Genomic DNA, 22,175 nt, shown 5'->3' on the forward strand with positions numbered 1-22,175 from the left:
GCGCCGACGCCTGCGCCGACCGCAGCGCCAACGCCTGCACCGACCGCAGCGCCGACACCTGCGCCGACTGCGGCGCCGACGCCCGCCCCGACTGCGGCCCCGACGCCAGCCCCGACCGCCGCGCCAACCCCGGCCCCGACGGCTGCGCCGACTGCCGCGCCGACCAGTGCTCCGACCCCCGCCCCGACCGCCGCGCCGACCGCGCCGCCAACGGCCGCCCCGACCCTTCCGCCAACCGGCTTCCCGCGCGGCTAAGCGCACGGCAACGAACGCACTGAGGACAATCCAATGACCATCCAAATCAACGAAATTCCGCTCGACCCGACTGACTCCGGCAAGACCAAGACCGCTTGGGGTTCGCTGCTGATCGATCAATACTATTTTGTCATCGCCAACGGCACCGCCGCGGCGGAGAACTTCGATTTCGCGAGCGCCACGATCACGGCGGAGATGCGCGCGCTGATGACCCAGTACCAGCGCGGAATCGTGGTCAACATGGGCGCCGGCGACGACACCGTGGTCGGCTCGGACTATGCCGACACCATCGACGCCGGTGCGGGCAATAACCGGATCGACGGCGGCGCCAATATCGGCACTCCGCCGCACGGCGGCAAGGCGCGCGACATCCTCAACGTCTTTGTCGACAGCGCCGCGGCCGGCGCGGTAGTGGACGCGGTAGCGCTCAGCGCATCCGCTCTCGGGCCGGATGGCGATGCGTATGCCGACGGCTACCGCATCAAGATCGTCAACGGCGCCGATACCAACTACGTCAAGAACATCGAGCAGGTCAACGTGTTCCTGGCTTCGGGCGGCTATGTCAAAACGATCAGCCTGGCGCAAGACGTGCACGAGATCGGCGTGGCCGAGAAACCCGCCGACTACATGCACCTGGCCTGGGTCCAGGGCACCAGCTTCAATGACCGCTTCAGCATGGCCGACGTTTCGGCCGCCACCAAGGCCTTGATGGACACGCACGGACGCGGCATCTGGATCGACGCCGGCGCCGGCGACGATACGGCGCAGGGCAGCGCCTATGGCGACGACTTCACCATGGGCGCCGGCACCAATTACGTGGACGGCGGCGCCAACACCGGCTCGCCGCCATGGGGCGGCAAGGCCCAGGACGTGCTGCACGTCGTGGTGGCGAACCAGGCCGCGGCGGATGCCGTACAGGTGACGCAGCTGGTCTCCGGCTCGAGCGGTGCGGACGCCCAGGCCTTCATCGACGGGTATACCCACAAGGTGGTGGCGGGCAGCGAGACCGATTACCTCAAGGGCATCGAACGCATCAGCGTGCAGGTCGGGACCGCCGATGGCGGCAGAACCTGGGTGCGCGACATCCCCTTGGCCGTGGTGGCACACGAGGCCGACCTGTCCAGTTCCGGCATCGACTATTACCACCTGGCCTGGGTCTACGGCACCGCGGGCGCCGACGCCATCGACCTGTCCGGCGACACTGCGCTGCTGTCGGCGGCGCTCAAGACTGCGATCGGCGCGCGCGGGCGCGGCGTCTGGGTCGACGGCGGCGCCGGCGGCGATACGATCACCGGCACCGGCTATGCCGACAACTTCCGCAATGGCGCCGGCAACGCGAAGATCGACGGCGGCGCCAACGTTGGTGGCAAGGACGTCTTCGAGATCGCGGTGGCCAGCGCGGCCGAGATGAACGCCGTGCGCGTCGTCGCTTCGGACGACCCGGCCTACACCTGGATGGTCACCTACGGCGACGGCAAGACCGAGAAGGACTACCTGAAGAACATCGAGGCGATCTCGGTGCACGTGAGCGGCACTTCGACCGGTAAATGGATTCCGCTGGCCGTCCAGGTGAACGAGATCGCGGGCGGACAGGATGCGGCGAAGCAGATGCACCACGCCTGGGTCCAGGGAACCGAGCACAAGGACGGCTTCAATGCGTCCACCGACCTGTCGGCAGCGACCAAGGCCCTGATGGACCAGCACGGCCGCGGCGTCTGGGTCGACATGGGCGCCGGCGACGACAGCGCTACCGGCAGCGCCTACGGCGACGATTTCGACATGGGCGCCGGCGTCAACTACGTGGACGGCGGCGCCAACGCCGGCTCGCCGCCCTGGGGCGGTCTGGCCCAGGACGTGCTGCGCGTCACCGTGGCCAGCCAGGCCGCGGCGGACGCCGTGAAGGTGACGCAGCTGACAGCCGGCATGTCCGGCGCCGATGCCGAAGCATTCGACAAGGGCTATACGCACAAGGTCGCGGCAGGCGCCGAGACCGATTACCTGAAGGGCATCGAACGGGTCGTGGTGCAGATCGCCACCGCCAACGGCGGCAGCGCCTGGAGTCGCGACATTCCGCTGGTGGTGGTGGCGCAGGAGGCCGACCTGGCCGCGCCTGACGCTTCCAACCATTACCACCTGGCCTGGGTCAACGGTACGGAAGGCGCCGACAGTATCGACGCCAGCGCCGCGTCGACCCTGCTGTCCGCGCCGCTCAAGGCCGCCATGGTCAGCAAGGGCCGCGGCGTGTGGATCGACGGCGGCGCCGGCGACGACACGATCACCGGCAGCGCCTATGCCGACAACTTCCGCAATGGGACCGGCAGCGCCAGGATCGACGGCGGCGCCAATATCGGCGGCCAGGACGTGTTCGAGATCTCGGTCGCCAGCGCCGCCGAGATGGATGCGATCCGGGTCGAGGCCTCGGACGACGGCAACTACACCTGGATGGTGAGCTACGGCCCCGGCAGCACCCAGAAGGACTACCTGAAGAACGTGGAAGCGATTTCCGTCCATGTCAACGGCACCAGCACCGGCAAATGGATTCCGCTGGCGCTGCAGGTGCACGAAATCGCGGCCGGCTCCCAGGACCTGGCCCAGAACATGCACTTTGCCTGGGTCGAGGGAACCGGCGGGACCGACAGCTTCGACGCCGCTGCGGACCTGTCGGCCGGCACGCGCGCGCTGATGGACCAGCACGGCCGCGGCGTCTACGTGAACCTGAAAGGCGGCAATGACACGGTCGTCGGTTCCGCCTATGGCGACGATATCGACGCCGGCGCCGGTACCAACTACGTCGATGGCGGCGCGAATACCGGTACGCTGCCCTGGGGTGGCAAGGCGCAGGATGTGCTGCGCGTGACCGTGGCCAGCCAGGCCGCGGCCGACGCGGTGCAGGTCACCGCGCTGGCGGCCGGTGGCAGCGCCGAGGAAGCGGCGGCGTTCGCGGCCGGCTATACCCACAAGGTGAGCGCCGGCGCCGAGACCGACTACATCAAGGGTATCGAACGCGTCAGCATCCAGATCGCCAAGAGCGACGGCAGCAGCAGCTTTGCGCGCGACATCCCCCTGGTGGTGTCGGTGCAGGAAGCCAACCTGGCCGACAGCGAAATCGGCAACTATTCCCACCTGGCCTGGGTGAACGGCACCGCGGGCGCCGACAGCATCGACATGAGCGCGGCCGGCATGCTGTCGAGCCCCCTGGCGGCGGCCATGGCAAACCACGGGCGCGGCGTCTGGATCGATGGTGGCGCTGGTAACGACACCATCGTCGGCAGCGCTTACGGCGACTTCATTCGCAATGGCGCCGGCAATTCGCGCGTGGACGGCGGCGCCAACGCCGGCCGCGACCCGGGCGGGCGCAAGGCCAGCGACGTGTTCCAGATCGAGGTGGACAGCGTCGCCGCGATGAATGCGGTGAAGGTGGTAGCCTCGGACGATCCGGGCTACACCTGGATGGTCACCTACGGTGCGAACAGCACCCAGAAGGACTACCTCAAGAACATCGAGGCGGTGTCGATCCACGTGCCCGGCACGGGAACCGGCAGGCACATTCCGCTGGCGCTCGAGGTACATGAAATCGCCGCCGGCGACAGCCCGGCCAACTACATGCACCTGGCCTGGGCCACCGGCACCGCCGGTGACGACAGCTTCAATGCGGCGGTCGACGTTTCGGCGCCGACCCGTGCGCTGATGGATGCGGCCGGGCGAGGCGTCTTCGTGGACACCGGCGCCGGCAATGACCGCATCGTCGGCAGCGCCTATGGCGACAACATCGTCGCCGGCGCCGGCATCAACCATGTCGACGGCGGCGCCAACCAGGGCACCAGCCCGGGTGGCGGCGCGGCGGCCGACGTGATCCAGATGTACGTGGCCGACCAGGCCGCGGCGGACGCCGTCACGGTCACGAAACTCGGTGCCGCCTCCAGCGGCGCCGACGCCGACGCCTTCGCCCTCGGCTACGAATACAAGGTCGCCAACGGCGCCATCGAAGTCGACTACGTCAAGAACATCGAGCAGGTCCATGTGCTGGTCTGGAACGACAAGGACGGCGACGGCTTCCAGGACGGCGGCCCGCAGGACGATCCCGCCAACGAGATCCGCTTCGCCCGTTCGATCCAGCTGGGCGAGCAGACCCTGCCGCCGGTCCGCGCCAACAGCGCCCCGACCTTCGCCGGGGCTCCGGCAGGCGTGGCGATCGACGCGGCCGGCGACGACTACACGACCCTGGGCGGCGCCGTGCTCCGCGATGGCAAGCTGCTCAGCTTCCGCATCATTGCCACCAATGACGGCGCGCCGAGCCAGGCCGTGCTGGCGCGTCACAACGCCGACGGCAGCATCGATACCTCGTTCGGCGGCAACGGCCGCGTCGATATCGCGGGCCTGCGCAGTTTCGCCAATACCGCGCCGGTGGAGCTGGCGGACGGCAAGGTGCTGGTCGTGGCCACTACCCCCGGCCAGCCCTACGACATGCAGGTGTTGCGCCTGAACGCCAACGGATCGCCGGATACGAGCTTCGGCAGCGACGGACGGACGCTCATCAAGGTCAGCACCGGCAACGACCAGCCGGTCAAGCTGATGGTCCAGGCCGACGGCAAGATCGTCGTGGCCGGCTGGACCAGCGCCGGCACGGCCGGCGACATGGCGCTGGCGCGCCTGAACGCGAACGGCAGCCTTGACACCAGCTTCAACCAGACCGGCTTCGCCACCCTGTCGATCGCGGCCACCAACGACACTGTCGCCGGGGCCACCCTGCAGCCGGACGGAAAGATCGTGCTGGTGGGCTATGCGACCGGCAGCGGGCGTCTGGACGTGGCCGTGGCGCGATTCAACCAGGACGGCACCCTCGACACCGGCTTCGGCACCGGCGGCCATGTGATGCTCCCGGTGAGCCCGGGAACCGATACCGGGCGCGACGTGATCGTGCAGGCCGACGGCAAGCTGCTGGTGGCCGGCACCATGCGCAGCGGCGACGGCAGCGGCGACGTGGACGGGCTGTTGTTGCGCCTGAATACGAACGGCTCGCTGGATACCAGCTTCGGCACCGGCGGCATGGTGAAGGCCCGCCTGAGCGACGGCAATGACCTCTACAACCGGGTCCAGGTCCAGTCCGACGGCAAGATCCTCGTCCTCGGCAGCACCGGCGAGCCGCTTGCGAGCAGCGTTGGCGGCGGCGAGCTGGCGCTGGTGCGCTACCACCAGGACGGCAGCCTCGACACCGCCTTCGGCGTCAACGGCGTCGCCAGGATACCGACGAACGGCGTCGGCGCCAACGCGGTCGGCCTGTCGCTCAGCGGCGGAAAGATCGTCGTGTTCGCAAACGCCTATACCAGCATGCAATTCGATGCCAACAGCCTGATCGCCCGCCTCGACGCGGACGGCAGGCTCGACCCGAGCTTCAATGCGGCGCCGGTGTCGACGCTCGATGGCGGCGTGGTGCGCTCCAACGGCGTGCAGCCACAGGTTCTCGATAGCAACGTCGCGGTCTACGACGCCGAACTGGCCGCGCGCGGCAATTATGGCGGCGCCAGGCTCACCCTGGAACGCCAGGGCGGCGCCAGCGCCGACGACCTGTTCTCCGGCAGCGGCGAAGTCCTCATCGCCGGCGGAATCCTGCGGGTCGCCGGAATCGCCATCGGCAGCGCATCGCAGGCCGGCGGCACCCTCGTGCTTTCCTTTAACAACCAGGCCAGCCAGGGCCTGGTGAACCGTGCGCTGCACGGGATCGCCTACGCCAACGCCGGCAGCAATCCGCCGGAGTCGGTCACCATCGACTGGCGTTTCAGCGACGGCAACGACGGCAGCCAGGGCAACGGCGGCGCGCTCGGGACGGTGGCCAGCACCCAGGTCCGCATCGGCATCAAGGTGAATGAAACCGCCGAAGGGCAGCCGGGACGCAGTACCAGCGGGCAGGAACTGGGCAAGATCACCTTCATGGCGAACGTGGACGGCAGCGCCCGCGCCGAGACCTTCGACGCCGCCACCGGCTTCTCGGCCGCGGCGCAAAGCCTGATGCAGCAATACCAGCGCGGGGCCACCTTCTCGATGGGCGCAGGCAACGATGTCGTCATCGGCACTGCCTACAGCGACGAATTCACCATGGGCAGCGGTGTGAACCGGGTCGACGGCGGCGCCAACGAAGGCGCCCATCCGTATGCCGGTACCGCAGGCTTCGACCGTCTCAACGTCTACGTCACCAGCGACCAGCAGGCTGGCGCCGTGCGCGTCATCAAACTCGAGGCTGGGGCGACCGGCGAGGATGCCGCCGCGTTCGCGGACGGCTATACCATCAAGGTCGTCAACGGCAACGAAATCAACTACGTCAAGAATGTCGAGTCGATCGTCATCTTCAAGCTGAACGACAGCAACGGCAACGGCCAGCAGGACCCTGGCGAAATGATGTCCTGGGTGCGCGAAATCAACGTGAAGCTGCGCGTGGACGAGGTGCGTCCGGAGAACGTGGGCGGCACGCCGCTGGGCGAGATCATGCACCATGCCAGGGCCTACGGCTGGGACATGGACAACCGCTTCGACGCCAACACCGACATCTCGGCCGCCACCCGGGCGCAGATGGACAGCTACCAGCGCGGCGTGTACGTCGACACCGGCGCCGGCAACGACACCGTCGTCGGTTCGGCCTATGGCGATAACTTCACCGTCGGTGCCGGAACCAACTGGATCGATGGCGGCGCCCAGGCCGGCAGCATGCCGCACGGCGGCGCCGCCCGCGACCAGCTGGAGGTCTACGTGGCGGACGCCGCGGCCGCCGCGCAGGTTCGTGCGGTAGCGCTCACCGCCGGCATGAGTGGCCAGGATGCCTTGGCCTTCGAGAAGGGCTATGCCTACAAGATCGTGGCGGGCGCCGAGACCGACTATGTGAAGAACATCGAGGTGGTCAATATCCATATCTGGAACGATGCCAACGGCAACGGCCAGCGCGATTACGGCAGCGAAGTCCAGTACAACCGCCGCATCTCGCTGGCCGTGCAGGTGGACGAGGTGAGCGCCAGCGCCACCAAGCCGGGCCAGGACAGCGGCGGCAGCCCGCTGTCGAACTACAGCCATTTCGCCTGGGCCTACGGTACGGCGGCGGACGACAGCTTCAGCGTCGCGGCCGACGTCAGCGCCTCCACCCAGGGACTGATGAACGAGTATGGACGCGGCGTGCACGTGGACATGGGGGCGGGCAACGACCGTGTCGTCGGATCGGCATTCGCCGACTACTTCGTGACCGGCAGCGGCATCAACAAGCTCGATGGCGGCGCCAACCTGGGCACCAACAGCGGTGGCTGGCCTGGTGCGGACGTTCTCCAGGTCCACGTCGCCGACGCGGCCGCGGCCGATGCGCTGCAGATCGTCGAGCTCACCGCGGGCATGGACAATGCCGATGCACAGGCTTTCGCCGAAGGCTACCGCTTCAAGATCGTTAACGGCGCGTTCTCGACCGACTATGTGAAGAACATCGAGCGGCTCGACATCCAGGTCTGGAACGACAAGAACGGCGACGGCCAGGCCCAGGGCGACGAACTGCAGCATGTACGCGGCGTGCAGATGGAGACATCCATCGGCGAGGTGCAGGTCAGCACCACCGATTCCACCAAGGATGCCTCCGGCAATCCGCTGGCCGGGAGCGTGCATTTCGCCTGGTTCCAGGGCTGGGCCGGTTCCGAGCAGCTCAGCGTGGCGGCCAACGTGACGGCAGCGACGCGCGCGCTGATGGACCAGTACAAGCGCGGCGTCTACGCCGACCTTGGGGCCGGCAACGACAGCTTCATCGGTTCGGCCTACGCCGACGATATCAACGCAGGCAGCGGTTTCAACCGCATCGACGGCGGCGCCAACATCGGTTCCGACCAGCAGGGCAACGCCGCGCGCGACTACCTGAGCGTCTATGTCGGCAGCGCCGCCGAAGGCGCAGCGGTGCGCGCGGTGCAGCTGACGTCAAGCGCGACCGGCGACGACCTGGCGGCCTTCAATGCCGGCTATGCCTTCAAGCTCGAGCGTGGCGCGGAATACGACTACCTCAAGGACATCGAGGCGGTCCGGATCTGGCACCGGAACGACAAGGACAACCAGACCAGTTTCGTGAAGCAGATCGACCTGGCGCCCACTGTCGGCGAGCAAAAGGTGAGCGCGACCGACCCGACCAAGACCGCCCAGGGCCACGACCTGGCAAACATGGGTAACCTGGCCTGGATCAATGGCACCGGCTTCGGCGAGACCGTGTCCGCGCCCGACCTGCTGTCTGCAGAGGTGAAAGCCCTGATGGCGAAGTATGAGGCCGGAGTCTACATCGATGCGCGCGGCGGCGGCGACACCGTGGTCGGGACCGCCTATGCCGACAGTTTCGTACTGGGCAAGGGCGTCAACTACCTCGACGGCGGTACCAACCTGGGCAGCTCCGGCCGTAGCCAGGCCGGGGACATCCTCGAGATCTACGTCGGCAGCGTGGCCGAGCGCGACGCGGTAAGCTTCACTGTACTTACTGGCGGCTTGGGCGGCGCCGATGCCGCGGCCTACGCCGCCGGCTACCAGTACAAGATCGTCGCCGCCGGAGAGACCGACTATGTCAAGGGCATCGAGCGCTACAACGTACAGGTCTGGAACGACAAGGACGGCGACGGCGAGCGCGACTATGCCAACGATGCCAGCACCGAAGTCGCCGATTCGGTTTGGGTGACGCTGGTAGGCTTTCCGACTTGACGGGAACGGTGGCGCAGCCACCGTCTCTTAAGGAAAACCCCTGGCAGCCGCTTGCGGCCGCCAGGGGTTTTTTTCATGGCCGAGCGGGAAACCGCTCAGCAGAGCTGCCCGCCGAAGGGGTCGCTGATGGTCTGGCTGGCGTAGTCGATACCGCTCATTTCGGCATACTGGGCCATGGTCCGCGCACTGCCCAGGCCATAGGCGCCGGGCAGGCCGTCGCCCATCAGGAGGCGGGTCAGGCGCTGTTTGGCGCGCTCGGTGAGATAGGCCGACTGGAAGGCGCGGCGCGCGTCGGTTTCGCCGTGCCAGTGATGGGTCTCGTAGGGCGTGCCCTCGGTCTTGTACAGGTGGTAGACCGGCGTGGTAAGCGGGTGGAAGATGTCCCAGCCGCGCGTGAAGGCGCGCACCGCCAGGCTTTGTTCCTCGCCATGGAAGTACAGGTAGGGATCGTAGGGCACCTCTTCCACGAAGCTGCCGGCCGCGAACAGGAAGCCGGCCGACACGTGGCAGCCCATCACCGGCTCGCTGGTGAACAGGTGCCGCGCCATGAAGCGCAGCACGGCGTCGCCCGGCGCCAGCGTCGTTTCCGGATGCGGGCGCAGCACCAGCGCGGTGCGGCCTTCGCTCGGGGTGTACTGCGGCACGCCGTCGACCATGTCGAAGCGGTAGGGATAGGTGCTGACGACCGGCTTGGCCGAGCGCTCGCGCAACTTCGCGTGCAGGCTGCGCAGCTGCTCGTCCCAGCCCGGCTCGAACAGGGTGTGCGAATCGACCTGCAGCAGGAAGGCTTCGCCGTCGTACAGCGAAAAGGCGGTGCTGCGTGCCCAGCTCACGCCCAGCGTGTCCTGCGGATGCAGGTGCACGTAGCGCACCTGGCGCGCGAAGGGCAGGGCTGCGATCGCGGCGCGCTGGTCTTCCACGTGCTGGTTGACCACGCCAAGCGACAGCAGCTCCGGACGGGCGGCCTTCGCTACCGCGTCGTTCAGGGTGAAGAACAGCATCGGGTCGAGGTAGGATGCGATGCTGATGAAGATGGTCTGGGAAGTGCTCGGTATCAAGTGGTACATCCTTTGAATGCATTGCCTTCGGCCGTGATGGCGCGCTGCACGGCCGAAGCGGGAAGGTTCATCAGCAGCCGCACCAGTTCCGGCTGGCGGTTGGTCGCGGTCTTCTGGTAGATCGACATCAGCTGCTTGCGCACGGTATCGTACTGCACGCCCAGGGTTTCGGCGATGCTCTTGAGCGGTATGCCGTCGGCCAGCAGCGAGGCCACGCGGCATTCGGCATGCGACAGGCCGAACGCCGCGGTGAGCAGATCGGAGTCGATCTCCTGGGCCGAGGTTGGGTGGTAGAAGAACAGCATCACCAGCGGACGCAGGCCGAAGCTGCCCAGGGTGCGTTCCGGCAGCAGCAAGGTGAAGAAGCCGTACAGGACGTCCGGCGCGGCGCCGGGTTCGCTGCTCATGTGCAGCGAACGGAAGGCCTTCCCCGTGTCGGCGCCGGCGCCGCCAGCGGTGCGCGCCCCGTGCTCGAGCTCCGCGCACTGGTCGAGGAAGGCGCGGCGGTAGGCTTGCGGCAGCACCAGGCGCTTGTCGTCCACCTGCACCAGGCTGGTCGAGCCGAGCAGGCAGCGCGCCGCCTCGTTCGCCAGCACCACCTCGCCGCCGGTGGTCAGGAGCATGACCGGCTGGCGCAGCTTGTCGACCAGTGCGTGCCCGACCAGGGCCTGGGCCGAGTACACGAACTGGGCCAGGCCCATGCGCGTGGCACGCTGCAGGTGCGGGCGCAGGCGGTCGAGGAAGGCCAGGGCGTCCGGCGGCATCGGGCCTTCGCCGGGACGCCGCAGGCAGGCCAGGAGCACGGTTGCTTCGCTGTTCTCGACCAGCTTGCAGGCTGTCAGGTAGCGCGCGCCGTGCGGGAGCAGGAACTCCTGGTAGAACGGGTCGCTGGCGACGAAGGCCTCGTCGAAGTGCTCGTGGCAGTGCAGCCACTCGTCCGCCCATTGCGTACGCATCAGCCCGACACGCGGATCGACGAACTGGTATTTCTGGATGTATTCCAGGTCGATCTGCGGCGCCATCGCGGCGCCGTCACTGTACGACAGGGCGCCATGGGTGGCGTCGAAAGCGAGCATGTGGATGGCGCGCCCGCCGACCGCCTCGTGCAGGCATTCGAGCACGCTGCGCCAGGCGGCCCGGTTGTCCAGCGTGTCGTAGATGAGGTTGACGGCGCGGTCGAACTGCGCCTGGGACAGATCCAAAATTTGCTCCGCTCAATAATTCCCATGCATCCTAACTGATGCAAAGAAGTATTGAAACTACTGGTTGTCCTGCCGCCTCGCCAAAATTTTAATATTGTTGTATTGATAATACAGAACGGCGCTCCGGATCAGAGAGCGCTGGATGATGGGGAACTCAGCAGGACGGTCCTGACCGCGTCTCCCGACGCCGGCGTGAGCTGGTAGACGCGGTCGTATTCGTCGTCGCCGATGTCGGCGCCGGGCGCGCCGCCGAACAGCCGCACCAGTTCCGGCAGGGTGTTCGAGTGACCCACCACCAGCACCGGCCCGGACAAGGCTTTCACCTTCTCGACCAGCGCCTTCGGCGCGCGCGGGTCATACAGCTGCACCTCGAGCCCGATGCGCTGGGCCAGCGGCTGGGCGGTCTGGCGCGTGCGCTGGGTCGGCGTACTGAACACGGCGGTGATGCCGGTGCGCGACAGGATGGTGGCAATCGCCTGGGCCCGCGCCTGGCCTTGCGGGGTCAGTTCCGGGTCCTGGCCCACGCTGGCCTTCTCGCCATGGCGCACGAGGTAGATCGCGCTCGGCTCGGCCAGCGCCGCGCCGGGGGCGAGGATGGCCAGGCTGAAGGACAGGCAGCGGAACAGGCGGGCGGACAGGCTCATGGGATCCTCTTGTCGATGGGGACGAAAAGCAGGCAGCGTAGCATGTCTTTGCCGGTTCATTCAGGCTTTCGCCGCTGAGCCAGGCGCGATGCTGCCGAGTTGTATTTTTGTCCGCACCGCACGCACGCATGGGCGCTGGCGCGACACGCTCTCCTTGCAGCGCTACTCTATGCCCGAGGCCGCCAGTCGATTGGCCTGCGGCTTCAGCGATGCGCTTTTCCAGAGGAGGATTAGAATTGGAGAATCGACAACTGCTGGCCACCGCAGTACTGGCGCTGGCCGCCGCCGGCGCGCAGGGCCAGGAAACCACGTGGCGGGTGGAATTTCTCGACGTCCTTGGCCGGAGCACGCACTGGAGTCCGGAACCGGACCCGCCGCCGCCTTTTACCCCCGTTACCCTGAGCGGACTGGTCAAAGGGGAGGACCGCAACCGCGACGGCTGGATCGACCGGTCCGAGTTAAGCGAGCTCAGGTTTGGCCATGACGGTGTTTCTGGAAACTATGCCACTTGCGGCACCTGGGGCGACAGCGGCAACAACTGCACCCTGAGCCGCTTCGTGTTTGCGCCCGAGGGACCGCTTGGGCCGAGCTTCGAGATGACGGGACAGTGGAACCAGGACCTGGGCGGCCGGATGGAAAGTATCGTGCGGACGGATACCGGTGCAGACTACAGCTACGCCTTCTACAGGAGCTCGTACGGCTCGTATTTCTGGACCGAGGACACGACGCTGCGGATCACCCAGGTGTCCGCAGTGCCCGAGCCGGCCGCCGGCATGATGCTGGCTGCCGGTCTGGCGGCCCTCATGGGAGCACGACGCCGGCGCCCCGGATGATCAGAGCTGCGTGAGCGAGATCGTGTTTGCCGCCGGCGTCGAGCACGGCTCCTCGTCGAAGGCGATGTCGCCGTTCGGATTCGCCACGCCGTCGGTCTTCAGGTCGACGAAGCCGAACAGGTCGCGGTCCTGCAGGTGCGAGGGCACCACGGTGGAGAGCGACGAGAACACGTTCTCGACGCGGCCCGGATGCTTCTTTTCCCAATCGCGCAGCATGGCCTTGATCTGCTTGCGCTGCAGGTTTTCCTGCGAGCCGCACAGGTCGCACGGGATGATCGGGAAGCCTTTGACTTCCGCATAGCGCTCGGTATCGGCTTCCTTCACGTAGGCGAGCGGGCGGATCACCATGTGCTTGCCGTCGTCCGAGACCAGCTTGGCCGGCATGCCCTTCAGCTTCCCGCCGAAGAACATGTTCAGGAAGAAGGTTTCGAGGATGTCGTCGCGGTGGTGGCCCAGGGCGATCTTGTTGCAGCCCAGCTCGTCCGCCACGCGGTACAGGATGCCGCGCCGCAGGCGCGAGCACAGTGAGCAGGTGGTCTTGCCTTCCGGGATCAGGCGCTTGACGATGCTGTAGGTGTCCTGGTTTTCGATATGGTACGGAATACCCAGCTTCTCGAGGTAGGCCGGCAGGATGTCGGCCGGGAAGTTCGGCTGCTTCTGGTCGAGGTTGACCGCGACGATGTCGAAATGGATCGGCGCGCGCTCGCGCAGGGTCATCAGGATGTCCAGCAGGGCGTAGCTGTCCTTGCCGCCCGACAGGCAGACCATCACCTTGTCGCCGTCCTCGATCATGTTGAAGTCGCCGATCGCCTGGCCCACCAGGCGGCACAGGCGCTTGTGCAGCTTGTTGTTCTCGAACGCCACCTTCTCCGCCTTCTTGGCGGCATCGGCGTTCATCTGGTCGAAATCCGCTTCGCTCATGCTTCTTCCTTCAGTTGGAACACTTCCACGCCCACGCCTTCGCAATCCGGGTAGACGTCCGGCTTCATGGTCGACACGCGCGCGGCGCGCACCCGCGGGTGGGTCAGCATCGCCTTGACCACGTCGTCGCACAGGGTTTCCTGCAGGTGGATGTGGCCTTTCGAGATGCGCTTGGCGATGGTCTCGCGCATGAAGTCGTAGTCGACCACTTCCGACAGCTGGTCGGCCTTCGGGGTCGACTGCTCGAGCGGGATGTACAGGTCGACATTGATCAGGACACGCTGTTCCGCCCGCTTCTCGAAGTCGTGCACGCCGATGTTGATCATGACTTCGTAATTGCGCAGGAACAGCCGGCGGCAGTCGCGCAAGCTCGGGTGGATCAGGGCGGATAACATGGTAAAGCCTTATTAGGAATGATGATTGTTTTCAGTCAGGAACATCACGTCTCGTGATAATGGCGCCAGGTGCTGGCCGCCATCGACCAGCAGGGTGGTGCCGGTCAGCGCGCGTGCGCCGGCGGCATACACCACCGCATCGGCGATGTCCTGGGGGGTCGAGGAACGGCCCAGCGGCGTCATGCGGTGCGCCTGCGCGAAGCCTTCCTCGCTCTGCTCGCCCGACACCATCGTGATGCCGGGCGCCACGCCGACCACGCGCACCGCGGGGGCCAGCGCCTGCGCCAGCATCGTGGTGGCCGCGTGCAGCGCCGCCTTCGACAGCGTGTACGACAGAAAATCCGGGTTGAGATTGTACAGTTTCTGGTCCAGCAGGTTGATCACCACGGACTGGGCGCCTGCCGGCGTGGCGGCGTGCAGGGCCTGCGCCAGCAGCAGCGGCGCGGTCAGGTTCGCACCCATATGCGTGGCGAGCAGGGCCGGCGAAAAACTGGTCGCACTGTCGTATTCGAACAACGATGCGTTATTGACCACGCAGCCGATCACGCCCAGTTCCGCCGCCACGCGGCCGGGCAGGGCGCGTACCGCGGCTTCATCGAGCAGGTCGCATTGAAACAGGGCGGCGCGCCGGCCGAGGGCGCGGATAGCTTGCGCTGTCTCCAGGGCCTCGCGCTCGGAATGGCGGTAGTGCACGGCGACGTCCCAGCCGGCGCCAGCCAGGCCGAGCGCGATCGCACGCCCTAGGCGGCGGCCGGCGCCGGTCACGAGCGCGAGCTTCGAAGCGGTGTGGGCGGATTGCGTCATCGATCGATCTTGTACTGAGGATGTGTGCTGAGGTTGAAAGATGCTGCTTGTTGGCCGTTTCGCTACAATGCCGGCATGTCCCTGCCCGCACCTACTCCCGACGCGCTCGCCGCGTCCCACTCCCTGCAACAACTGATCGCCGCCGAGATCGAACAGCTCGGTGGGGCGATGGCGTTTTCACGGTTCATGGAACTGGCGCTGTATGCACCCAGGCTCGGGTATTACAGCGGCGGCGCGTCCAAACTGGGGGCTAGCGGCGATTTCACGACCGCGCCCGAGATGTCGCCCCTGTTCGGGGCAGCCTTGGCGCGCGCGGCAGCCGCTATTATCGCCCAAAGCGCGCCCGATATCATCGAATTCGGCGCCGGCACTGGCAAGCTGGCGCGCGACGTGCTCACCGCGCTTGGCGAGATGGGCGTGCAGGTGCGCTCGTACACCATCATCGAATTGTCGGGCGAGCTGCGCGCGCGCCAGCAGGAAGCCCTGAAGGACCTGCCGGTGGTAACGTGGCTGGACGGCATGCCCGAATCGTTCAGCGGCGTGGTGCTGGCCAACGAGGTGCTCGATGCGATGCCGGTCGAACTGGTCATCCGCAAGGACGGCCGCTGGCAGCGCCAGATGGTCACCGTGGAAAACGGCGCCTTCGCCTTCGTCCAGCAGGCGCTGCCGCCGGCGCTTGCGGCCCAGGTGGCGCGCCAGGTTCCCGAGGCCGAGCACCTGCCGGACGGCTACGTCACCGAGATCCACCCGGTGGCCGAAGGCTTCATGGGCTCGCTGGCGACGATGATGAAGGGCGGGCGCGGCGCCGCCTTCCTGTTCGACTACGGTTTCCCGGCGCACGAGTACTACCTCGACCAGCGCATGGGCGGCACCCTGATGTGCCACTACCGCCACCATTCGCATCCGGATCCGTTCTACCTGCCGGGACTGCAGGACATCACCGCCCACGTGGACTTCACCGCGATGGCGCTGGCGTCGCAGGAAGCCGGCCTGCCGGTGCTGGCCTACATGAACCAGGCCTCCTTCCTGCTCGGCTGCGGCATCGGCGAGCTGCTGATGGAAACCGACCCGGCCGATGCGCTGCGCTTCCTGCCGCAATCGAAGGCGGTGCAGAAGCTGGTATCGCCGGCCGAGATGGGCGAGCTGTTCAAGGTGCTGGTGGTGGGGCAGGATGTGGACTTGCCAGACGCAATCGTGCGGGCGGACCGGGCCCACCGCCTGTAGAATTTTTGACATCTTGCGCTCTGGATACAAATCCGGCTAAGCTGTACAACCCGGAGCGTCCGCAGATGGTCAACGGAACAGCGCCGACGGAACCGCGCACCTGAAAGATTATGGCCAAGATCCATACCCACTATGACAACCTGAAGGTCGCGCGCGGCGCGCCGGCGGAAGTCATTCGTGCGGCATACAAGGCCCTCAGCCAGAAATACCATCCCGACAAGAATCCGGGCGACGAAAAAGCCGCCCGCATCATGGCGATCGTCAATACCGCCTACAACACCCTGTCCGACCCGGTGCGCCGCAAGGAGCACGACGAATGGATCGCCTCGGAAGAGTGGGAAGTCGAATGGCTGGAAAGCACCGGCGCCGAAGAGACGCCCGGTCGCCCGCCGCGGCCGGATGCCTGGGAGCCGAAGGTCCCGGACACGTCTGCGCGCCCGCGGCCGCGCCTGATGCGCGACCCGCGCTGGTGGCTGGGCCTGGCCACCTGCTTCGTGGCCGGCGCGGGCGCCGCCGTCTACCTGGTGGAGCCGCCGCGCGCCAAGCTGCCGCCGGTGCTGGCCTGGGCCGGCAAGCCCGATGCGAGCTCGAGCGCGGCTCCGAGCGTACCCGCTGACCGTCCCGACGAGCTCGGCGCCGACGCCAGCACCGAAGGCTGGGCGCGCCGCTTCGGCGGCGAAGGACCGGCGCCGCCACCCGAGATCAAGGCGCTCGCCGTGACCCAGCTGGTGGTGCCGGCGCAGGCGCCCGACTGCGGCACCGACCTGCAGACCCTGACCGCCCCCAGCGGCGACCCATGGCCGGCCGAGTCCGGCTACCTGCCGGGCTACCCGGTGGGCAACAGCGGCAGCGAAATGCAGTTCCTGATCGACAACAGCGCGAACGCCTCGCCGATCTTCGTCAAGCTCTATGACCTCGACCGCCGCTCGAACGTGCGCCACGCCTTCGTGCAGGCGCGCGCGACGTTCGTGATCGACAAGCTCAGCGCCGGAAAATACGAAGTCCGCTATCAGAACATCATCGTCGGCGACGGCAAGACCGAATGCCTGAACGGCCGCCGGGTACAACTGCGCCAGGCGGCCGCCTTCGCCCCCGGCGGCTGACGCCTGTCGTTTTTTCGCGCAATAAACAACTTTGCGCTGCGTCTTTACCCAATTTAAGTAATTTGTTCCCTGGCCGTAATATACTGGGCTGATGCAACGCCAATGCAGCGTTGCCGCACGCCCAACGCAGGCTGGACAAGAACCCATGAACGAACTGGAAGGCCTCACGGCCCTGATCATCGAGCCCCATTCGGGCATGCGCGCCAACATCCACAGCATGCTCAACATGTGTGGCCTGACGCGCATCGAGCACGCCAGTTCGTCCAACCTGGCGGTCAAGCATCTCGGCCTGCGCAGCTTCGACATGATCCTGTGCGAATACGACCTCGAGGGCGGCCAGGACGGCCAGCAGCTGCTCGAGGACGTGCGCCATCACAAGCTGATGCCCCTGTCGACCATGTTCTTCATGGTCACCGCCGAGGGCAACCACAGCAAGGTGGTCAGCGCCGCCGAGCTGGCGCCGACCGACTACATCCTCAAGCCTTTTACCGCCGACCGCCTGCTGGACCGCATCGCGCGCGCCCTCGACCGCCGCAGCGCCTTCATGCCGGTGTATACCCTGATGGAAGCCGGCGACCAGCGCGAAGCGATCGAAGCCTGCATCGAAGGCGAGCGCCTGCATCCGCGCTACGCGGTCGACTTCATGCGCCTGCGCGCCGAGCTGCACGTGTTCCTGGGCGAGCCGGACCAGGCCGAACCGATCTACCGCAAGCTCATCGACATGAAGGCGATCGCCTGGGCGCGCCTGGGCCTGGCCAAGACCCTGTTCCTGCGCCGCCAGTTCGACGAAGCCAAGGGGATGCTGGAAGAGCTGGTCGATACCAACCGCAACTTCGTCGACGCCTACGACTGGCTGGCGCGCACCCACGCGGCGGTGGGCGACCTGGGCAAGTCCCAGGCCGTTCTGAATGAGGCGGTGGCGGTGTCGCCGCATGCCGTGCGGCGCCTGCGCACGCTGGGCGAGACCGCCTTCGAGGCCGGCGATACCGCGGCGGCCGAGAAGGCGCTCAAGCAGGTGGTGGCCAAGGCCAAGTATTCCGAATTCCGCGACCCCGAGGACCACGTCAAGCTGGTGCGCACGCTGGTGAAGAAGGGCGACCCGGTGGCCGCGGCCTCGGTCATCCGCGACCTCGACCGCTCGATGGGCGGGCGTCCCACCACCGTGCTGTGCAGCGCGATTTCCTCGGCCCTGCTGCACGAATACACCGGCAACGAAGCGCGCCTGAACGACTCCCTGGCGGCTGCGCTGGCGGCCTGCGCCGAGGTGCCCGGATTGTCGTCCGAGCTCAAGCTGGAGCTGGCGCGCACCTGCCTCGAGAACAACATGGAAGAGGGCGGCGCCGAGCTGGTGCGCGAAGTCATGCGCAATGCCTCGAACGACGCCGCCATGCTGCGCGCGATGGGCGTGCTGGAAGGGGCGGGCTTTCCCGACCTGGCGCGCACGCTGGCGCAGGAAAGCCGCCAGCACGTGGTCGACCTGGTGGCCGACGGCGCGGCGCGCGCCCGCAGCGGCGACTACAAGGGCGCCGTGGGCATGATGCTGGAAGCCGCGGCCAAGCTGCCGAACAATCCGGCGGTGGCCTTCAACGCCGCGCTGGCGACCCTGCGCTGCCTCGAGCACGACGGCTGGGAGGACAAGCTCGGCCAGCAGGCCGTCAGCCTGATCGGCAACGTGCGCACGCTCGACCCGGGCAACCCGAAGCTGGGCGCCTTGTCGGCCCTGCACCACCAGGTACTCAGGAAATACGAACGCAACGCGCAGGGGCGCCCGGCCAGGCCGGGCCAGAAAAGTGCCCCTGCAGCCGCCCCCGCGGGGAAAGCAGCATAGGAAAGATGAGCCGCGATGGCAGCAATGTTTGACGCAATTCCGCCGGAAGGCGCGACCCGGCGCGTGCGCGCCGCCCTGATGCACAAGGTCTGCGGCGACGAAGAGATGTTCGCCCTCGGCGCCTCGATCGCCCGCGTGGTCGAGATGGCCTCGAGCGACGACCGGGGCACCCACGACCTGGCCTATTACGTGGTCTCGGACCCGGCGCTCACCCAGCGCATCCTGCGCCTGTCCAACACCATCCAGTACCGCACCCCGGGCGGCACCCCGGTGACGACGATCTCGCGCGCCATCTCGCTGCTCGGCTTCGACAACGTCAAGACCACGGCGCTGGCGATGCTGCTGGTCGATGCGCTCGACAGCTCGGAACATGCCGGCAGCGTGCGCATGGAGCTGGAAGCGGCCCTGTGCGCCAGCCTGGTGGGCCGCGAGATGGCGCGCCACAGCTTCTTCCAGGGCGCCGAGGAAGCGGCGATCTGCGCGCTGTTCAAGAACCTGGCCCCGCTGCTGGTGGCCAGCCACGAGCACGAGCGCTACCGCGAGATCGCAGCCCTGGTGGCAGGGGGCAAGCACACCGTGGGGCAGGCCTCGCAGATGATCCTTGGGGCAAGCTACGACGCGCTGTCGCAGGCGGTGCTGGCCGAATGGAAGATCCCGGACGTGATCGTGCGCGCCCAGGCCGCCCTGCCGCCCACCGCGGTGAGGGTGGCGGCCAACCGCGGCGAATGGATGCGCCAGGTGGCGGCCTTCGGCCTGGACGTGGCGCGCCTGCTGGCCCGGACCCACGAGCCGGCCGGCTCATCGGCGTCATTGGCGCTGCTGGGGCGCTACGGCGAGGCCCTCGACCTCGACCGCGACCGCATGGACGCGCTGCTGTCGGCGGTGCAGGACGGCATGCGCGGCCTGCTGGAGAGCATGAACATGCAGCCCACCCCAAGGAGCGAGGCGCAGGAGGGCGGCAAGGGCCTGCCGAACGTGTTGATGCTGGCCACGCTCGACGCCGGCGAGGAGGAGCAGGAGGGCCTTCATCCGAGCGGCAAGCCGAAGAACGCGCGCGACCTGTTGCTGGCCGGCGTGCAGGACGTGACCCAGATGCGCGCCTCGGGCAGCAAGGTCAACGACGTGGTGCTGGCGGTGCTCGAGACCCTGTACGGCGCGCTGGGCTTTCGCTTCGCCACCGTGTGCCTGAAGGATGCGAAGAGCGGCCAGTACCGGGCACGCGTGGTGCTGGGCGAGGATAGCGCGCGCCAGCAGGCCGGCTTCGCCTTCCCGGTGGCCTCGAACCGCGACCTGTTCCACCTGGCGATGGAGAACGACGCCGACCTGATGATCTCGGACGCCTCCAGCCCCAAGATCCGCGACCTGCTGCCGGAGTGGCACCGCAAGCTGCTGCCGGAGGCGCGCAGCTTCATCGTGCTGCCGCTGGTGGTGGGGAAGGTGCAGCTGGGGCTGTTCTACGCGGACCGCACGCTGACCGCGCCGGAGGGCGTGCCGCCGGACGAGACGGCGCTCATCAAGGCGCTCAAGGGACAGGTGCTGGCTGCGCTGGGACAAGGCTGACTGTGCCTGCACGTGTCTGCACACTGCTACAGCTGGTTTCACCATGAGGCTCGAGACCGGCATCCCGGCGCAGGCCGGGATCCAATTCCTTTGCGCAGTGACGGGCGCATTCGCGAAGCGCCACTAACACGCATACAAAATTGGGCTCCGGCCTTCGCCGGAGCGACGGTTTTGAGGGCGGTGGGCGAGGAAACATCGCCGCACAGGGTATCCCAAAAACGTTTTATTTCGACATCCCTGCAATTCCCGCAAAATCACCCTTGTGGTTTTGCATCCCGCCCGTTACAATCACGCCCCGAAGCAACGCTGCTATGCGAAGCCAGACAAAGTCTGATGAAACATAGTTGACACTACGTTGAGCTTGCTTCATACTCTGCGGTTCTTCGCGGTGGGGTGGCCGAGTGGTTAAAGGCAGCAGACTGTAAATCTGCCCTCTCTGAGTACGCTGGTTCGAATCCAGCCCCCACCACCAAAAAGAAAAGTCGAAGGAATTGAAAAGTTGTACCTCGCGGGTGTAGCTCAATGGTAGAGCAGAAGCCTTCCAAGCTTACGACGAGGGTTCGATTCCCTTCACCCGCTCCAGTTAGTGCGGTGTTTCTAACCGCAAAAAATAAGCCCTTGTAGCTCAGTGGTAGAGCACTCCCTTGGTAAGGGAGAGGCCACGTGTTCAATCCACGTCAAGGGCACCAGAATTTTGTACGGCAGTCCGTAGCGCTTGTCCGTCAGTCGTGCCTGGTAATTCTCAAAAAAATCGTTAGATCTTAGGAGTCTCAAATGGCAAAAGGTAAATTCGAACGGACCAAGCCGCACGTCAACGTCGGCACCATCGGTCACGTTGACCACGGTAAAACCACCCTGACGGCTGCAATCGCAACCGTTCTGTCGAAGAAGTTCGGCGGCGAAGCCAAGGCCTACGACCAGATCGACGCGGCTCCGGAAGAGAAAGCACGCGGCATCACCATCAACACCGCGCACGTCGAGTACGAAACCGCAAACCGTCACTACGCCCACGTTGACTGCCCAGGCCACGCCGACTACATCAAGAACATGATTACCGGTGCAGCGCAGATGGACGGCGCGATCCTGGTGTGCTCGGCCGCTGACGGCCCGATGCCGCAGACCCGCGAGCACATCCTGCTGGCGCGTCAGGTTGGCGTTCCGTACATCATCGTGTTCCTGAACAAGTGCGACCTGGTCGACGACGCAGAACTGCTGGAACTGGTCGAAATGGAAGTGCGCGAGCTCCTGTCGAAGTACGAGTTCCCGGGCGACGACCTGCCAATCATCAAGGGTTCGGCTCGTATGGCCCTGGAAGGCGCTGCTGGTCCGCTGGGCGAAGACGCGATCGTCGCACTGGCTGAAGCTCTGGACACCTACATCCCGACCCCGGAACGTGCCGTTGACGGCGCCTTCCTGATGCCGGTGGAAGACGTGTTCTCGATCTCGGGCCGCGGCACCGTGGTGACCGGTCGTGTCGAGCGCGGCATCATCAAGGTCGGCGAAGAGATCGAAATCGTCGGTATCATCGACACCGTGAAGACCACCTGCACCGGCGTGGAAATGTTCCGCAAGCTGCTGGACCAGGGTCAAGCTGGCGACAACGTCGGCCTGCTGCTGCGCGGCACCAAGCGTGAAGACGTCCAGCGTGGCC

The 22,175-nt window shown here is 66.6% G+C and carries 13 protein-coding genes, 3 tRNA genes and 1 pseudogene; 11 read left to right on the top strand and 6 right to left on the bottom strand.

Annotated elements, in window-relative coordinates:
* Both YWC_RS33485 and YWC_RS0127590 read left to right on the top strand, forming a co-directional pair.
* Positions 1 to 278: pseudogene (locus YWC_RS33485) on the top strand (hypothetical protein); the annotation flags it as partial.
* Positions 279 to 288: 10 nt separating this feature from the next.
* The gene (locus tag YWC_RS0127590) at positions 289 to 8,952 is read left to right on the top strand and encodes a hypothetical protein (RefSeq protein WP_027868211.1); all 8,664 of its coding nucleotides are present in this window, start codon (positions 289 to 291) and stop codon (positions 8,950 to 8,952) included.
* Positions 8,953 to 9,047: 95 nt separating this feature from the next.
* Here the strand turns inward: YWC_RS0127590 and YWC_RS0127595 are convergent, their stop codons facing one another.
* From YWC_RS0127595 to YWC_RS0127605, 3 genes are all read right to left on the bottom strand, one after another.
* Positions 9,048 to 10,010 (bottom strand): GlcNAc-transferase family protein, encoded by a 963-nt coding sequence (locus YWC_RS0127595; protein ID WP_169728168.1) that lies wholly within the window; start codon positions 10,008 to 10,010, stop codon positions 9,048 to 9,050.
* Positions 10,007 to 11,212: a helix-turn-helix transcriptional regulator gene (locus tag YWC_RS0127600; RefSeq protein WP_027868213.1), complete on the bottom strand. Its 1,206-nt coding sequence runs from the start codon at positions 11,210 to 11,212 to the stop codon at positions 10,007 to 10,009. The genes YWC_RS0127595 and YWC_RS0127600 overlap by 4 nt, the downstream gene beginning before the upstream one ends.
* 128 nt (positions 11,213 to 11,340) lie before the next feature.
* Positions 11,341 to 11,856 (bottom strand): SixA phosphatase family protein, encoded by a 516-nt coding sequence (locus tag YWC_RS0127605; protein WP_027868214.1) that lies wholly within the window; start codon positions 11,854 to 11,856, stop codon positions 11,341 to 11,343.
* 236 nt (positions 11,857 to 12,092) lie between these two features.
* On the opposite strand from YWC_RS0127605, the gene YWC_RS0127610 reads away from it, so the two are divergent.
* Complete coding sequence (locus YWC_RS0127610) at positions 12,093 to 12,689, top strand: PEP-CTERM sorting domain-containing protein (RefSeq protein WP_027868215.1); 597 nt, start codon at positions 12,093 to 12,095, stop codon at positions 12,687 to 12,689.
* Here YWC_RS0127610 and ttcA read toward each other — a convergent pair whose 3' ends face one another.
* The 3 genes from ttcA to YWC_RS0127625 are packed head-to-tail and all read right to left on the bottom strand — an operon-like array spanning position 12,690 to position 14,809.
* The gene (ttcA, locus tag YWC_RS0127615) at positions 12,690 to 13,610 is read right to left on the bottom strand and encodes a tRNA 2-thiocytidine(32) synthetase TtcA (RefSeq protein ID WP_027868216.1); all 921 of its coding nucleotides are present in this window, start codon (positions 13,608 to 13,610) and stop codon (positions 12,690 to 12,692) included. It abuts the gene before it with no gap.
* Complete coding sequence (locus tag YWC_RS0127620) at positions 13,607 to 14,005, bottom strand: dihydroneopterin aldolase (protein ID WP_027868217.1); 399 nt, start codon at positions 14,003 to 14,005, stop codon at positions 13,607 to 13,609. The genes ttcA and YWC_RS0127620 overlap by 4 nt, the downstream gene beginning before the upstream one ends.
* Before the next feature lie 12 nt (positions 14,006 to 14,017).
* Positions 14,018 to 14,809: an SDR family oxidoreductase gene (locus tag YWC_RS0127625; protein WP_027868218.1), complete on the bottom strand. Its 792-nt coding sequence runs from the start codon at positions 14,807 to 14,809 to the stop codon at positions 14,018 to 14,020.
* A 75-nt stretch (positions 14,810 to 14,884) separates the two neighbouring features.
* Here YWC_RS0127625 and YWC_RS0127630 point away from each other — a divergent pair, with 75 nt between their 5' ends.
* From YWC_RS0127630 to tuf, 8 genes are all read left to right on the top strand, one after another.
* On the top strand, positions 14,885 to 16,033 hold the full coding sequence (locus tag YWC_RS0127630; protein ID WP_027868219.1) for a class I SAM-dependent methyltransferase: 1,149 nt from the start codon (positions 14,885 to 14,887) through the stop codon (positions 16,031 to 16,033).
* A 110-nt stretch (positions 16,034 to 16,143) separates the two neighbouring features.
* Positions 16,144 to 17,136 (top strand): J domain-containing protein, encoded by a 993-nt coding sequence (locus YWC_RS0127635; protein WP_027868220.1) that lies wholly within the window; start codon positions 16,144 to 16,146, stop codon positions 17,134 to 17,136.
* 145 nt (positions 17,137 to 17,281) lie between these two features.
* Positions 17,282 to 18,964 carry a response regulator gene (locus YWC_RS31330; protein ID WP_051306822.1) on the top strand — a complete coding sequence of 561 codons (1,683 nt, stop codon included), beginning with the start codon at positions 17,282 to 17,284 and terminating at the stop codon, positions 18,962 to 18,964.
* 24 nt (positions 18,965 to 18,988) lie between these two features.
* A complete protein-coding gene (locus YWC_RS0127645) occupies positions 18,989 to 20,524 on the top strand; it encodes an HDOD domain-containing protein (protein WP_027868221.1) in 1,536 nt (511 codons plus the stop codon).
* A 387-nt stretch (positions 20,525 to 20,911) separates the two neighbouring features.
* Positions 20,912 to 20,996 (top strand) — tRNA-Tyr (locus YWC_RS0127650).
* Between the two features lie 36 nt (positions 20,997 to 21,032).
* A tRNA-Gly gene (locus tag YWC_RS0127655) sits at positions 21,033 to 21,106 on the top strand.
* Positions 21,107 to 21,138: 32 nt separating this feature from the next.
* Positions 21,139 to 21,213: transfer RNA gene (locus YWC_RS0127660), tRNA-Thr, on the top strand.
* 85 nt (positions 21,214 to 21,298) lie between these two features.
* Positions 21,299 to 22,175 (top strand): elongation factor Tu (gene tuf / locus YWC_RS0127665; protein WP_027867275.1); only part of this gene is annotated, 877 nt, incomplete at its 3' end.

It is taken from the genome of Massilia alkalitolerans DSM 17462, assembly GCF_000427785.1.
Taxonomy (GTDB): Bacteria; Pseudomonadota; Gammaproteobacteria; order Burkholderiales; family Burkholderiaceae_D; genus Telluria; species Telluria alkalitolerans.

Bases quoted from the DNA above. Each gene is read 5' to 3' on its own strand.
- YWC_RS0127590 (WP_027868211.1), top strand. From the start codon at position 289: ATGACCATCCAAATCAACGAAATTCCGCTCGACCCGACTGACTCCGGC.
- YWC_RS0127605 (WP_027868214.1), bottom strand. From the start codon at position 11,856: ATGAGCCTGTCCGCCCGCCTGTTCCGCTGCCTGTCCTTCAGCCTGGCC.
- ttcA (WP_027868216.1), bottom strand. From the start codon at position 13,610: ATGAGCGAAGCGGATTTCGACCAGATGAACGCCGATGCCGCCAAGAAG.
- YWC_RS0127620 (WP_027868217.1), bottom strand. From the start codon at position 14,005: ATGTTATCCGCCCTGATCCACCCGAGCTTGCGCGACTGCCGCCGGCTG.
- YWC_RS0127625 (WP_027868218.1), bottom strand. From the start codon at position 14,809: ATGACGCAATCCGCCCACACCGCTTCGAAGCTCGCGCTCGTGACCGGC.
- YWC_RS0127630 (WP_027868219.1), top strand. From the start codon at position 14,885: ATGTCCCTGCCCGCACCTACTCCCGACGCGCTCGCCGCGTCCCACTCC.
- YWC_RS0127635 (WP_027868220.1), top strand. From the start codon at position 16,144: ATGGCCAAGATCCATACCCACTATGACAACCTGAAGGTCGCGCGCGGC.
- YWC_RS31330 (WP_051306822.1), top strand. From the start codon at position 17,282: ATGAACGAACTGGAAGGCCTCACGGCCCTGATCATCGAGCCCCATTCG.
- YWC_RS0127645 (WP_027868221.1), top strand. From the start codon at position 18,989: ATGTTTGACGCAATTCCGCCGGAAGGCGCGACCCGGCGCGTGCGCGCC.